Source organism: uncultured Cytophaga sp. (genome assembly GCF_937863595.1).
GTDB lineage: Bacteria > Bacteroidota > Bacteroidia > Cytophagales > Cytophagaceae > Cytophaga.
The window spans coordinates 1-13,923 of sequence record NZ_CALMGQ010000048.1 but is presented as its reverse complement, the minus strand read 5'-3'; the positions used below and the strand labels follow the sequence as shown (position 1 = coordinate 13,923).

Genomic DNA, 13,923 nt, shown 5'->3' with positions numbered 1-13,923 from the left:
CAAAAGAAAACACGCGCTCCCGAAGGGAGTTCTATTCCCCATTATTCTAAAAGAAAAATACCTTCGGTATTGCGCGTAGTATTATTGGGTGGTGATATTTCTATAAATATGTAACCCTTACCAGTGTCATAAATTAAATAGTTTTGTGTGATGTGAAGGATTCATTTTTCAATCGGAAATGTTTTAAGACAGACCGATCTAAATAATCCCATCATACGATGAATCCCAATTCAGACAAAATGCAGCTCATTGATCTGAAAATGGTTGGCCGAAAAGCACACCCCTGCGAAAAATCATAACTTGTCCCGGTTTTGAGGCGAAAGTTCATTCAAAAGAATATAGCGTATCAAAGAACTGATCCCGGTAGGGATCATATATTTATAGCAAATCAGAAAACAAAAGAAAACACGCGCTCCCGAAGGGAGTTCTATTCCCCATTATTCTAAAAGAATAATACCTTCGGTATTGCGCGTAGTATTATTGGGTGGTGATATTTCTATACATATGTGACCCTTACCAGGGTCATTACTTTAATAGATTCTTTTGTGGTGTATAGAATTCATTTTTCAATCGGAAACGTTCTAAGACAGACCAATCTAAATAATCATTCTAATCCGACGAATCCCATTCGCCATGGCAAACAAACAAAAAAATCAAACAAAAAACGCACAAAAAAACCCTGACCGTTTCCGATCAGGGTTTTTAAATATTTAGTGTGTGTTAATTACTTAACAACAACTAATTCAGTTTTAGCAGGAGTACCATCTACAACATACGTTACAGTGTACATACCAGCTACTAAACCAACTGTTTCGATTTTAGTATCAACACCAGTTACAGCAGCTCTTGTAGAAATTTGTCTACCTGTCATATCAGAAAGGATAATGTTTACTGAAGCATTATTTTTCAAATTAATTTGAGCGAAGAATTCACCTGTTGCAGTTGGATTTGGATAAACTTTTGTAGATGAAACGTTAGCAACAGCAGCAGAAGTAGTAGAAGTAGTAATGCCAGTCTTAGAATTACCTAACCACTGATTTTTCATTTCAAAATTTACTGAACCAGAACCGTCAGTTGTTGTACCAAGATTTACTGAATATTCAATTTTAAATAGAGAGTCAGCAAAAGCCTTTGTCATAAAGTGACCAGTTTTATTGATTGGATCACCGTATTCACCAATTGTATTACTGAAAGAACTTAGTGGAATACTGTACATTTTAAATCCACCAGAAGTTGCAACACCTGTCGCACCTGTAGGACTTAAATCTAAAATATAACCTTGAACATTTGTAGAATCACTAGCAGACAATTGAATTTTAATTTTAGGCGCCGTAGAACCGCTTGCTTTAATCTCAACATTTAAAAAATAAGTTGATAAAGCCTTTCCAGAAATAGTTACACCAGTTCCCCATGGTTTCCCAACTTGTGGAGCAGCAAATGAAGCTGCGCCCATACCACCAACATAATATTTGGTTGCTGCACATGATCCATTAGCTCTTATAACATAAGCTGCAGTATCAACGAACAAACCAGCATTTACTGGAGTTGGACCTACAACAGGATCTGCAGGAACCAGAGGTGGATTTCCAGTACCAGGAACACCAAAATTGAATGGTGAACCAGTAATCTGAGTAGTACCATTTGCTGCATTCCAAATTACAAATTGATTTTGAGCATTTGCAGCGAATGCTACAGCTGCAAGCATTGATAAAGAAAGTAAAACTTTTTTCATAGTTGTTTGATTTATTTTGTTTAATTAATTGTTGTCAATCGATGTACCAAATATATAAAATTTTAATACTAAAGTCCAAAATCGGCTAGAAATTATTCCACATTTTATTCAAAGTTTAGGAATAAAGAAATTGTATTGGACGATAATCGGGATAAACTAGAGCTATATATGTTAGGATCATGACTTAAGAGATTTAATAAGCCGTGAGAAAAGCGTATTTCAGGAGAAAATTTAAATAAAGGACAGTATAAATCCATTCCTACACCTAAATCCAAACATAAATCAAATCCGTCTGTACGTAAATCCGTTATTTTGCGTTGTTTTTTCTTAGCGCCTGCCTCAATGGCTGCTTTTAAACCACCAATCACATACATTCTAGAATTGTTTCTGCGCATGGATTTATATTTTAACATCAAGGGTATTTCCATAAAAGTGGACTCTATGGTTTGTATTTCGGAGGAATTATAAAAATCGTATTTAATGTTACGGCTATAAAAACCAACGGTTGGCAATACGCGCAAATCAAAGTGATCGTGCAAACGAAAGTTTACAATAAAACCCAAAGAAAAACCTGGTGTATACGTACCTGCAGCACTTCTAACGGTATCATTAAAATAATTAGGCGATACTCTAGACTGAAATCCGGATGCATTTACACCAAGCGTAAAGCCGTAATGCATGAACTTATCATCGTAGAAAGGCAAGTTCGTCCAGCGTGGATCTTGCGCTTGAACTTTTGCAAGGATAAACAATGAAAGAAATAATATACTTAAAGACTTCATGAATTCTATTTACAATCGAATGATAAATTCTACTTTTTCCCTACATAAGAAGTACATACTCCAAATGTAAATGGCTTGAAATGTTGTATGCTAAACCCAACTTTTTCAAGTATGGCGCAAAATGCTTTACCATCCGGAAAAGCATTTACAGAATCGGGTAAATACGTATAAGCAGCTGTATCTTTAGAAACCATCTTACCCACAACAGGTAAAATATTTTTAAAATAAAACTGATATAATTGCTTAAAAGGCGCTTTTTGTGGTTTTGAGAATTCTAATACCATAATATTGCCACCAGGTTTTAATACCCGATAAATTTCAGACAAACCTATTTCTAAGTGTTGAAAATTACGCACTCCAAAGGAAACGATTACAGCATCGAAAGTATTGTCTTCAAAGTTGATTTTTTCTGAATCTCCCTTTTGAAGTGTAATAATATTATCGAGCTGTTTTTTAGCAATTTTCTCTCTGCCTATTTGCAGCATATTTTCTGCAATATCGATCCCCACAATCGTTGTTGCTTTTAAGCGTGTAGCAGCTTCAATCGCTAAATCTGCAGTGCCTGTGGCAACATCTAAAATATATGTAGGATTATCTTTTTTTAATAAATTAAGCGCTTGTTTTCTCCAAATTTTATCAATTCCTAGACTCAATACACGGTTTAATAAATCGTATTTGGGAGAAATATTATTAAACATAAGCTCTACTTGCTCACGTTTATCACCTTCTTGCTCTTGATAGGGCTTTACTGTTGCTGACATGGGTGCAAATGTACGAAGAAAGTACGAAGTATAGAGTACTGAGTATATAGTATTAAGTACCAATTAATGCCTACCAAGTACAAAGTATAACAAAAAACTTATATATATGATTAATTTTCAATACCATACCAAAAAAAATAAAATAGAGAAGTACTGTTTATATATAACCCAAACGTAAAAAACAGCACTTCTCTATTTGTACTCTATACTTAGTACTCATTACTCAGTACTCTGTACTTTCAATTCCACTCTTCTATTTTTAGCTCTACCGGCCGCAGTATCGTTACTAGCAACTGGCTTGCTAGATCCAAATGATTCTACTGTAATTCTAGCAGCAGAAATTCCTTTAGATACGATATAATTCTTAATGCTATTTGCTCTCCTTAAAGATATAATCGTATTAATTGCTACAGTACCTGATGCATCGGCATGGCCACTAAGAACTATTTTTACTGCAGGGTTTTCATTCAAAACTTCTATAATCTTATTTAAATCAGCTTTGTTCGAAGTACTCACATCGGATACATTCAATGCGAAATAATAGATATACGACTCACTATTTTTTACAACAGTAGATGTTTTGGACGTTTTAGTAGAATCGGCACGTGCAATGATCGTATTATTTGCAACAGTATCAACGACACTGCTATCTGGCTGTTGTTTTGTCGGAAGCACGCACGTATACATCTGATGCTTTCCTACTACAGAAGACAATGGAACATCTACTGTATCTTGTAAGATCAATTCTTTACCATCAAAAACAGAAACGATATAGCTATTGGACGAAAGTGCGGACAATGAAAACGTACCATCCTTTTGTACTTCTACATCTTTAGATTGGGCATTTTTAGATGCAGATGCTGTGGGTTGAATACGAACGCTTAATGTCGATTGATTTACAGGTAATTTATTTCCGTCAACCAATAACCCGTCAATCATCACAGATTCAATAGACGACATTTCGTAAATATCTTTTTCTCCATACCCTTCTGTTCGATACGAAGAAAAGTAGGCTTTGGGAGATGTATGACTCATTATAAAATACAAGTCATCATCTGGTGTATTTACTGGGTAGCCTAAATTTACAGGTTTGGACCAATTATTTGAAGCACCATCCCAAGTAGATTTAAAAATATCGTAACCGCCCATACTTGTATGCCCGCGAGAACTAAAATACATTGTTAAACCATCTGCAGAGATATAAGGCGCGTCTTCATCCTCATTGGTATTTATAACAGACGAAAGTGCTGTTGGCTTACTCCACGTTCCATCATCATTTTTAGTCAAATAATAGATATCTAAATCTCCATTTTTCTTAAAATGATTGGTTGCATAATACAAGGTTTTACCATCCGGAGTTATAAAGGCATCTGCTTCAAAATCTACTGTATTTATTTCCTCTAACGATTGTGGTGTAGACCATGTTCCATTTTCTTTGGTTGAAGTATAAATATCTCCACCATGCAAATAACTATAAATAAATATTTTATTGTCATTATCATATAACTGAATGGATGCGTCGTGACCTGTAGTATTTAATTGAAACGATACAGGTTCTGTCCAATGGATAGAATCTATTTTGGTAGAATAGAATATGTCTTCAAAAGGTTCGCCATCATATTCTTCTTTTGGATCTTTTGCATTTGTTCTTCTTGATGTAAAAAGCAACAAAGTATCTGTCAAAGATAACACAGGACTATGGTCTGAAAAGCTTGAATTAATAGTACTACCTAAATTCCGGATGAAATAATCACTTGGATTAGATACATATTTAGCAGCACATGTAAGTTGATATTTATAACGTTCAACCTCTTTAAATTGAACCTTCTTTTTTGAAATCTCTTTTTGAAATCTCGAATAGAAATACTCGGCTTTTTCAAAATTATAATTTAAATGATTTGCTCTTCCAAGCCAAAAATACAGATATTTATTATAGGTTGAATCTATTGCATAGACGTGCTGTAGGTCTTTTAATGCTTGATCTTTTGAAAATCGGTGCAAATTACAAACCCCTCGTTTATACAAAGCGTTTAAATTAGCAGTATCTGTTTTTAATATTTGGTCAAAAAATGGATACGCATTTCTGTACTGTTCTTTACGATAGCATTTTTCACCCTGGCGCTTCAATACTTTTGTATTCTGAGCCTGCGATCGCATTGAAAAAAACAAACAAAGCAAACTAACAGAAAAAAAAATGGAGCTTATTTTCATTTTGTAATTGTTTATTATTTGATAATTTTAAATTCAGTTCTTCTATTTAATTCTCTACCTTCTGGTTCATCATCGTTTGAAGCCAATGGTCTAGATTCGCCATATCCTTCATACGTTAATCGGCTTTTAGATATGCCTTTTGAAACCAACCAATTCACAACAGCCTGAGCACGTTTTTTAGAAAGCACTTTATTGTATTCATCTGAACCTTTGCTGTCTGTATGACCCGATATTTCAATATCCATTGCTGGGTTTTTCTGTAACAATTGTAATAAGTTATTTAATTCTTTATTTGATGTAGCCTTTAAAATAGCTTTATCAAAATCAAAATAAATATTTCTCAGTACAAAGATGTTACCTACAGCAAGTTTTTTCAAGGCCAAGTTTTGAGTAATCTCTTGACTTATAGTTGCAGCTGCTGGAACAGAAAATGTTTTATTCACAAAACCATATCCATCTTTTTCTGTGGAAAGGGTATACTGACTTGCCTCTTTATTATTTACTATAAAAGAAAACATGCCATTCTGGTCAGCCATAATTTCAGATACCAACACTCCATTCGCGTCAGTTAATTGCACTGAAGAAGAAATGGGACTACCGGTTTCTGCGTCTTTAACAACCCCTTTAATTGTTATGGGCAAAAGTACAGCAGCTACTGTTGGAATAATTTGTGGAGCGACAGATTGTATCTCTAAATTCATCGCCTTCATTTTTGCAAGCAATGCCTGTTTATCTTCCCTTGGAGGCATAGAAATCATATAGATATCTTTTTCACCAACGCCGTCATCCTTTGCAGATGCATAGTAACCGTGTGAACCATCCCCAGACAATACAAAATAAATATCGTTATTCGCAGTATTTATTGGATAACCCATGTTGATTGGTTCTGTCCAAGTTGCTCTGGTAGAATCGTAATATGTTTTAAAAATATCATAACCACCCATTCCCTTGTGGGCACGTGAAGAAAAATAAAGTGTTATTCCATCAAAATCCATAAAAGGACCTTCATCATCGTCTTCGGTATTAATTACAGGGCCTAAGTTTGTTGGTTTACCCCAAAAACCTTTTTCGTTCATTTTAACCATGTACAAATCTAGTCCACCATAACCACCTTCTCTATTACTAGCAAAAAACAAGGTATTACCATCTGGAGAAACAGCTGCGGCATTTTCATATGAGACTCTACTATTTACAGAACCTTCGATAGGCAAAGGCTTGGACCAAGATCCATCAGCACGTAGTTTACAATAGTAAATATCGCCGCTTCCATCATCTTTGTAAATAAATAATTGAGAGCCATCCGCAGAAAGTGCAATACTCGCATCATGGCCATCGGTATTGATGTTAGCACCAATATTTTGGGGTGTTCCCCATTCACCATTTACTTTTTTAGAAATGTAAATATCTTCGTAAAATTGTCCCGTTTCATCCAATTGTCCGCCTGTGCTCCCTGTTCTTCTAGATGTAAAAATCATTACTTTTTCATCCGCTGAAATGACAGGTGCAAAATCTGGAAAATTAGAATTTATAACCGTACCTGCCGATGTAATTTTAACATCCACAGGTTGTGCCATAAATTCAACGCCATTCGCACATTCATAAATTCTTCTATCAACTTTTTTTAACAAAGGGCTTGTAACGGGTAGTGTTGCTCTGAATTGGGTATAAAACTCGGATGCTTCTGCAAAACGATGATTCTCTTGATTTGCTACACCCAAATTAAATAATATATCTACATCTACCTTAGGATCTATCTTATAAGCACTTTCAAAATAAGGCAAACATTTATGTGGGTAATCGGACTTCATATATTGAATTCCAATTTTATTATTTAAGCTAGCATTGTTTTGATTCAATTTATACGCTTCAAGATATTGCTTAAGCGCGACTTTATTATCCCCTGCGGCTTTAGCCGCATCTCCTTCTTTAATGTATTTCTTTTCAGATTGGGCATTAGAAAAAAAAGAAAGATTTAAAAGTAAATAACTTATAAAAATAATTTTTGAAAGAATTGAAGTATACTTAAATATCATACGTTTTAAAATTTCTAGAAATAATCTATATTTCTACTTAATACATCAACTTAAATGTAAAGGTTACGTTTGAATTATACAATTTTAAAAAAAAATTTATAAAAATAAACGAACTTTGTTACAATTATACATGAATATACCCATACCAAACAGAGGGTATACAATATTTTTCGTAAATTGTGATCCCAATAACCTTTGCGTCCGAAATATGAAATTGCAAGCAACATTCATCAGTAGTTACGATGATTATCAAAAATGCCCCGAAAGAACTACTCCAGAATATGCGTTCATTGGTCGCTCAAATGTTGGTAAATCTTCGTTAATAAATTCAGTTACAGGAGTTAAGAAATTAGCATTAACTTCTTCGAAACCTGGTAAAACCCAATTAATTAACTTATTTAATATTGAAGACCAATGGATATTGGCCGATTTGCCTGGATATGGCTTTGCTAAAGCAAGTCAGACCAGCCGAATTAAATGGGGAAGAATGGTTCACGATTATTTAAAAAACCGTAGCAACCTAATGAACGTATTCTTACTTATAGATTCGAGACATGAACCTATGAAGTCTGATTTAGAACAAGTTACATGGCTTGCAAGTAATGGAATTCCTTTTAGTTTGATATTTACTAAAATTGATAAGCTATCAAATTCTCAATTAGGTAAGAATATTGCTGCATGGACAACAGAGTTGAGTAAAGATTGGGAGGAACTTCCAAAAATGATAACAACCTCTTCCGAAACAGGAAAGGGCAAAGAAGAATTATTAGATTATATTGCTGAAATCAACAAACAGATTTCAAAATAAGGAAAATACTTACAATGATTTTTCCTATACTTGTATACTAAACCATAACCAATGTAGATTATGAAAAAGTTTTTATTTGTACTAACCCTAGGTTTAATTGCTTTTATTTCTTTTAAAGAATTAGAAGCTCAAACTACCCCCTCTAAAGCTGTACCTGCAGCACAATACTACGAAGGTGGACAAACAGCAATGTATCAGTTTATTAATGCTCAATTACTATACCCACCTACTGCAAAAAGAAACAGAATTCAAGGTGAATGTATCGTATCTGGAGTTTTAGAAGCAGATGGTACAATGACGAGTATTTCAGTTGTCAAAAACATCGGTGGCGGTTGTGGCGAAGAAGCTGCGAGAGTTGTTAAATTACTAAAATTCAATGCTCCCGGATTTAAGACACAAACAAGCATACCCGTATATTTTAAATTATAATTATCTATTCAACACGAATCTATTAAAAGCAAAATGGAGTTAAGAGAAGTAGCAGCAGTATCAGGCAGAGGCGGTTTATTTAAAATACTTAAGCCTACAAAAAATGGAGTTATACTTGAAGCAGTAGACGCTTCAAAAAAACGTTTTGTTGCAGGTGCAAATGAACGTGTATCCATATTGAATGAAATCTCCATCTATACAACGGACAAAGAAGGTTCAGTATCATTGGAAACAATACTTGATAAAATCCATTCAACATATGGTGCAGATACAAAAATCACTTCTAAATCTTCGGATGATGAATTGGGTGCTTTCTTAGCTTCTATTCTTCCGAATTACGATCGTGAAAAAGTATATGTTTCTGATATTAAAAAATTAGCTAATTGGTATTCGATCTTATTTGCTAATTTCCCTGAAGTATTGGTTGCAAAAAAATCAGAACCAAAAGCTTCGGAAAAAGAAAAGGCAGAAACTGCTGAAGAAGTTGAGGCACCAGCTAAGAAAGTTGTGGCTAAAAAAGAAAAAGCTGATTCAGATACAGAAAAAGCACCAGCGGCTAAAAAACCGGCAGCTAAAAAAGCAGCAAAAGCAAAAGGTGAATAAAACATTCCAACTATTTGATCTAAACATACCTGAACATCCGGAAATCGAAAGTCCGGATGTTTCTCTTTTTAAAAGCAATCTTAAAAAACAACTGTTGTATTTATTAGAGAAAGATATCGCTACATTATGGAACGGACTTTACCGCATTGATGTAGCTGAAAGTAAGGTTAAAGAAATTTTTATAGGAATACCCGACACAAGTGAAATCGCTGAAAAGCTATCGGATTTAATACTCAAACGAATCATACAAAAAATGGAGATTCGTAGAAAGTATTCAAATCAAAATAATACGGCCTCCGATTTAGATGAAACGCTTTAACGTTTCCCGTACAGAGGCTACATACCAACCACCAAACAAATTAACGTGAACGAGTAAGGGATATAAATTATATATATCTGCACGCGTATCATAAAAGCTTTTATCTAAAGGCAATATTTCATTATACGCATCATAAAATTCATCTTCGAAACCACCGAATAGTTTTGTAAATGCAATTTCAATTTCACGATTTCCATAATACGTTGCAGGATCAACCAAACAAACGGTTCCTTTTTGATTCAAGGTAAAATTCCCACTCCACAAATCGCCATGCAATAAAGTTGGCCTAGACTGAGTTAATAAATCAGGTAATCGATTACCCAATTTATCGATCATAGACATTATTTCAGGACCAAGAACTTTTTCAGCTTTCTTTGCTTGAGGCATGATACGTTCATTCAAAAAGAAATCCACCCAATTGGTATTTTGTTTGTTGGATTGAGGTAATGAACCAATATAGTTATCGTATTCTAAGCCAAAAGTTGTGTGAGTTTCTTTATGTAACAAAGACAACGTACGACCGAAATCTGCCCAAAAATCTGCTACTCTTTTACCAGGTTCAATTAATTTTAAAATAAAATAACTGATATGATCTACCGTGCCATAACCAACTACTTCCGGCGTGTTTAAAGGTAATACCTTTCGCAACAATTCTAAATTACGCACTTCCTTTTCAAACATATCTACCAAACCTGCACGATTGGTTTTAATAAAGAAATTCCCCTGTGTAGACTTTACAGCAAACGCTCTGCTGGTATTTCCGCCACCGATAGGGCGCACTTCATTGACTTTTACATCTGCGCCTACAACTTGTATCAATAAGGTTTCTATCGTTTCTTTATTCATTCGTACACAAATTTCAGTGTTTTACATTAAATAGAATGTTCAGTGCGAATATACTGTAATAATTCGAAGGTTGAACGCATTAACATATCAAAAACTTCAGAAAAACCATCGATTCCTCCATAATACGGATCGGGAACATCATGACCTTTAAACAAAGGATCAAAATCTCGCATCAAAACTATTTTAGCTGGATGCTTTACCGATGTGTACAACTTTTCTATATTCTCAAAATTACTCGCGTCCATTGCAATAATATAATCTTGTTCAAATAAATGGTTTGAAAAAATTTGTTTGCCTTTATGATTTATAAGGATCCCATTTTTTTCACAGGTTGAAATAGTTCTTGGATCTGGATTTTTATCAATATGATAATTACTTGTACCTGCAGAATCAATATTAAAATAAGCAGACAAACCTTCTTGTTCAACAACTTTTTTAAATATTCCTTCCGCCATTGGAGAGCGACATATATTACCTAAGCACACAAAAAGTACATTAATCTGATTCATAGTATTGCATTTATTTGTTATACAAAGTAGCACAAAATTTCAATATGTATTCTTTTGAATATTCAACTCATGGTATATCCTTTTATATTTTATTACGTAAAGATGTAGTATATTGCACCAACATGTTAAGTTGCTTAACAGACAGTAATGAAGAAACAAGATACATTTTACGCTAAAGTTTTCATTCTTTATCTACTTATTTTTATAAGTTTGTTAATGAAATCTTACTCGAATAAAGCATTTTTAAGAATGACTATTTCCATGCCTACAAGCAAAAAAATTGCAAACTTTCAAGATTTATTCCAATACCCTTTTGCACCACATCAGGTTCGGTAAATTTATTATTTTCTTTTTTAAGTTCTACGGAATAAAAAGCACGTACCAATCAACTATTTTTAATCCTTAATTGAATTCCCCCTTCAGTTTTAACGTAATTATTTCTGTTTCATTGTCACAGAAAACTACGTAATTTACTTCTATTGTCTCACAATGCGTTTTAACCCATTAATCTTCCCAATTTATTTATAACTATCGCATAATTGGCAGCATTTAATTTGTTTGTAGTCCAAAATTCGATATTATTGCAAGTAATTATTAGTTAATAAAAATTATCAACTAATAATTATTTAAAATAATGCAAAAAACACTTTCTTTTGAGGAAATTAAAGACAAAATCTCTGACTATGGTTTGAAAGCCACACATCAGAGATTGGTTGTGTATGATGCATTACAAAAAACTAGCCTACATCCATCTGCAGAAGATGTGTACGACTTAATTCATCTGGATAATCCATCCATTACATTAGCAACTATTTACAACACCTTAGATAGTTTTGTAGAAGCAAAACTTATTTCGAAAGTTTCAACTGAAGCAGGCAAGAGTAGATATGATTTCAATACACATCAACATCATCATATTTATCTTTCCAATACAGACGAAATTATAGATTACCACGATCCTGAATTGCAACAGCTGCTATCAACGTATTTAACCAAAAAGAAATTCAAAAATATAACGATACAAGATTTTCGAGTGCATATTAAAGCAGAAATAATAAATCCGGATAAGAAAATATCTTTACTATAAATTATTAGGGTGGTGAGCTTACTTGGAGGTTGGACCAAAAGACTTAACCACGAAAAAAAAACTTTTAAAAAGTAACTTTCATAATTCATAATTCATAATTCATAATTCAATCACAAACGTTCACTTATAAAAAATAAATAATATGTCATTAGTAGGAAAAAAAGCTCCATCATTTGTTGCACCAGCTGTATTAAAAGGCTATGAAGTAATTGAAGACTTTTCATTGGATCAATATTTAGGTAAAAAATATGTTGTATTTTATTTTTACCCAAAGGATTTCACATTTGTTTGTCCGACTGAAATCTTAGCTTTTCAAGAAAAACTAGCTGCATTTGAAGCGAAAGATACTGTTGTAGTAGGTTGCTCTACAGATACAGAGAACTCTCACTTTGCATGGTTGTCTATGCCAAAAAATAAAGGTGGTATCGAAGGTGTTAAATACCCATTAGTTGCGGATACTGCAAAAACAATTGCTTCAAATTATGGTGTATTAGCAGGCGACTACGATACGGATGAGAACGGACATTTGATTTTTGTCGGTGCACCGATTGCTTACAGAGGAACATTCTTGATTGACAAAGAAGGTATCGTTCGCCATGAAACAATAAATGATTTTCCACTTGGTCGTAACATCGACGAAACACTTCGTATGGTTGAAGCATTACAACACGTTGAAAAATACGGCGAAGTTTGTCCAGCAAACTGGGGTGAAGGCAAAGAAGCTATGAAAGCTACGGTTGAAGGTGTAGCGGATTATTTAGCGAAGAACTAAAAAGCATATAGTACGGAGTACTTAGTACAAAGTATTTAAGGGCATATAATCAAATCATATATTTGATTATATGCTCTTTTTATTCAATTAGAAATTCAATAAAACAAGGTGATTATTTTTGTCTCATTTTTTTGATTCATTACATATTTATTATGATGAATATCATACTTATCCAATCTAAACTCCTTCTCAATAGCTACAACGATTCTTTCCGTCTCATTGTATTTTATATTCCTTACTTATATTGAATATATATAGTAAATCTCTTTGATTCTTTATAGCCAAATCATTTCAAATCCAATCAATTCCTTTTAAATTATATAATAAGAAGGTAGGATTTGGTTGTTTAATTATAGCTTCCAAGCTATTCATTCAATATTAAAACAGAATCTAAACCGTTGTTTGCAAAGCATCAACAGCTCTTACATATTTAGCAAACATAGAGTAGAATACTTTATGAAATTAAACAACACAAAAAATATTTTATGAAAATTAAAAAAATTGAAGCAATTGAAATCCTCGATTCAAGAGGAAACCCAACGGTTGAAGTAGATATAACCTTGGAAGATGGTACAACTGCTCGTGCGATGGTTCCTAGTGGATCATCAACCGGTGAACGAGAAGCAACAGAATTAAGAGATGGCGATCAAAAAAGGTATAATGGTAATGGCGTTTTGAAAGCTGTCAATAATGTAAACAAGATCATTGCCAAAGAGATTGAGAACAAATCTTTTATTAACCAACGAGAACTTGATTATTTCTTAATTGAACTTGATGGCACCGAAAATAAATCAAAATTAGGAGCCAATGCAATACTCGGAGTTTCAATGGCTTTTGCTAGAGCAAAAGCCATCAGTTCAAATATTCCTTTATACCAATATTTAGGAGGAAGTAATGCGCACATTATGCCTGTGCCTTGCATGAATGTTATCAATGGTGGAAAACATGCAGACAATACAATCGATTTTCAAGAATTTATGATTGCGCCACATAATGCTCCTTCGTTTAAAGAATCTATTCGCATGGGAGAA

13 protein-coding genes and 1 pseudogene are annotated in these 13,923 nt (G+C 33.6%); 7 read left to right on the top strand and 7 right to left on the bottom strand.

The window, feature by feature from the left end:
- Nucleotides 1–724: 724 nt before the first annotated feature.
- The 5 genes from Q0543_RS03610 to Q0543_RS03590 all read right to left on the bottom strand — a co-directional run bounded on the left by Q0543_RS03610 (nt 725) and on the right by Q0543_RS03590 (nt 7,519).
- Entirely contained in the window at nt 725–1,732 is a 1,008-nt protein-coding gene (locus Q0543_RS03610) for a T9SS type A sorting domain-containing protein (RefSeq protein ID WP_299249245.1), read from the bottom strand.
- A gap of 104 nt (nt 1,733–1,836) precedes the next feature.
- Nucleotides 1,837–2,514, bottom strand: coding sequence for a porin family protein (locus Q0543_RS03605; RefSeq protein WP_299249242.1), 678 nt, complete (start codon nt 2,512–2,514; stop codon nt 1,837–1,839).
- A gap of 29 nt (nt 2,515–2,543) precedes the next feature.
- Nucleotides 2,544–3,275, bottom strand: a complete 732-nt coding sequence (ubiE, locus tag Q0543_RS03600) for a bifunctional demethylmenaquinone methyltransferase/2-methoxy-6-polyprenyl-1,4-benzoquinol methylase UbiE (RefSeq protein ID WP_299249240.1) — start codon at nt 3,273–3,275, stop codon at nt 2,544–2,546.
- A 219-nt stretch (nt 3,276–3,494) separates the two neighbouring features.
- Complete coding sequence (locus Q0543_RS03595; protein WP_299249237.1) at nt 3,495–5,486, bottom strand: OmpA family protein; 1,992 nt, start codon at nt 5,484–5,486, stop codon at nt 3,495–3,497.
- A 14-nt stretch (nt 5,487–5,500) separates the two neighbouring features.
- The gene (locus tag Q0543_RS03590; protein WP_299249234.1) at nt 5,501–7,519 is read right to left on the bottom strand and encodes an OmpA family protein; all 2,019 of its coding nucleotides are present in this window, start codon (nt 7,517–7,519) and stop codon (nt 5,501–5,503) included.
- A gap of 208 nt (nt 7,520–7,727) precedes the next feature.
- Between Q0543_RS03590 and yihA the strand changes: the two genes are divergently transcribed.
- The 4 genes from yihA to Q0543_RS03570 are packed head-to-tail and all read left to right on the top strand — an operon-like array spanning nt 7,728 to nt 9,678.
- The gene (yihA, locus tag Q0543_RS03585; protein ID WP_299249231.1) at nt 7,728–8,327 is read left to right on the top strand and encodes a ribosome biogenesis GTP-binding protein YihA/YsxC; all 600 of its coding nucleotides are present in this window, start codon (nt 7,728–7,730) and stop codon (nt 8,325–8,327) included.
- A gap of 60 nt (nt 8,328–8,387) precedes the next feature.
- Nucleotides 8,388–8,756: an energy transducer TonB gene (locus Q0543_RS03580; RefSeq protein ID WP_299249228.1), complete on the top strand. Its 369-nt coding sequence runs from the start codon at nt 8,388–8,390 to the stop codon at nt 8,754–8,756.
- A 33-nt stretch (nt 8,757–8,789) separates the two neighbouring features.
- Nucleotides 8,790–9,359, top strand: coding sequence for a DUF5606 domain-containing protein (locus Q0543_RS03575; protein WP_299249225.1), 570 nt, complete (start codon nt 8,790–8,792; stop codon nt 9,357–9,359).
- Entirely contained in the window at nt 9,352–9,678 is a 327-nt protein-coding gene (locus tag Q0543_RS03570) for a hypothetical protein (protein ID WP_299249223.1), read from the top strand. The genes Q0543_RS03575 and Q0543_RS03570 overlap by 8 nt, the downstream gene beginning before the upstream one ends.
- Here the strand turns inward: Q0543_RS03570 and Q0543_RS03565 are convergent.
- The gene (locus Q0543_RS03565; RefSeq protein WP_299249220.1) at nt 9,661–10,524 is read right to left on the bottom strand and encodes a fructosamine kinase family protein; all 864 of its coding nucleotides are present in this window, start codon (nt 10,522–10,524) and stop codon (nt 9,661–9,663) included. The two genes, Q0543_RS03570 and Q0543_RS03565, sit on opposite strands and share 18 nt — an antisense overlap.
- 26 nt (nt 10,525–10,550) lie before the next feature.
- Nucleotides 10,551–11,033 carry a low molecular weight protein-tyrosine-phosphatase gene (locus Q0543_RS03560; RefSeq protein ID WP_299249217.1) on the bottom strand — a complete coding sequence of 161 codons (483 nt, stop codon included), beginning with the start codon at nt 11,031–11,033 and terminating at the stop codon, nt 10,551–10,553.
- A 634-nt stretch (nt 11,034–11,667) separates the two neighbouring features.
- On the opposite strand from Q0543_RS03560, the gene Q0543_RS03555 reads away from it, so the two are divergent.
- The 3 genes and pseudogenes from Q0543_RS03555 to eno all read left to right on the top strand — a co-directional run.
- Complete coding sequence (locus tag Q0543_RS03555; RefSeq protein ID WP_299249214.1) at nt 11,668–12,120, top strand: Fur family transcriptional regulator; 453 nt, start codon at nt 11,668–11,670, stop codon at nt 12,118–12,120.
- Nucleotides 12,121–12,262: 142 nt separating this feature from the next.
- Entirely contained in the window at nt 12,263–12,892 is a 630-nt protein-coding gene (locus Q0543_RS03550; RefSeq protein WP_299249211.1) for a peroxiredoxin, read from the top strand.
- 485 nt (nt 12,893–13,377) lie between these two features.
- Nucleotides 13,378–13,923: pseudogene (gene eno / locus Q0543_RS03545) on the top strand (phosphopyruvate hydratase); the annotation flags it as partial.

Excerpts from the sequence above, each read along its gene's own strand:
- Q0543_RS03555 (WP_299249214.1), top strand. The coding sequence starts at position 11,668 with ATGCAAAAAACACTTTCTTTTGAGGAAATTAAAGACAAAATCTCTGAC.
- Q0543_RS03550 (WP_299249211.1), top strand. The coding sequence starts at position 12,263 with ATGTCATTAGTAGGAAAAAAAGCTCCATCATTTGTTGCACCAGCTGTA.
- Q0543_RS03590 (WP_299249234.1), bottom strand. The coding sequence starts at position 7,519 with ATGATATTTAAGTATACTTCAATTCTTTCAAAAATTATTTTTATAAGT.
- Q0543_RS03595 (WP_299249237.1), bottom strand. The coding sequence starts at position 5,486 with ATGAAAATAAGCTCCATTTTTTTTTCTGTTAGTTTGCTTTGTTTGTTT.
- Q0543_RS03575 (WP_299249225.1), top strand. The coding sequence starts at position 8,790 with ATGGAGTTAAGAGAAGTAGCAGCAGTATCAGGCAGAGGCGGTTTATTT.
- Q0543_RS03605 (WP_299249242.1), bottom strand. The coding sequence starts at position 2,514 with ATGAAGTCTTTAAGTATATTATTTCTTTCATTGTTTATCCTTGCAAAA.
- ubiE (WP_299249240.1), bottom strand. The coding sequence starts at position 3,275 with ATGTCAGCAACAGTAAAGCCCTATCAAGAGCAAGAAGGTGATAAACGT.
- Q0543_RS03560 (WP_299249217.1), bottom strand. The coding sequence starts at position 11,033 with ATGAATCAGATTAATGTACTTTTTGTGTGCTTAGGTAATATATGTCGC.
- Q0543_RS03580 (WP_299249228.1), top strand. The coding sequence starts at position 8,388 with ATGAAAAAGTTTTTATTTGTACTAACCCTAGGTTTAATTGCTTTTATT.
- yihA (WP_299249231.1), top strand. The coding sequence starts at position 7,728 with ATGAAATTGCAAGCAACATTCATCAGTAGTTACGATGATTATCAAAAA.
- Q0543_RS03610 (WP_299249245.1), bottom strand. The coding sequence starts at position 1,732 with ATGAAAAAAGTTTTACTTTCTTTATCAATGCTTGCAGCTGTAGCATTC.
- Q0543_RS03565 (WP_299249220.1), bottom strand. The coding sequence starts at position 10,524 with ATGAATAAAGAAACGATAGAAACCTTATTGATACAAGTTGTAGGCGCA.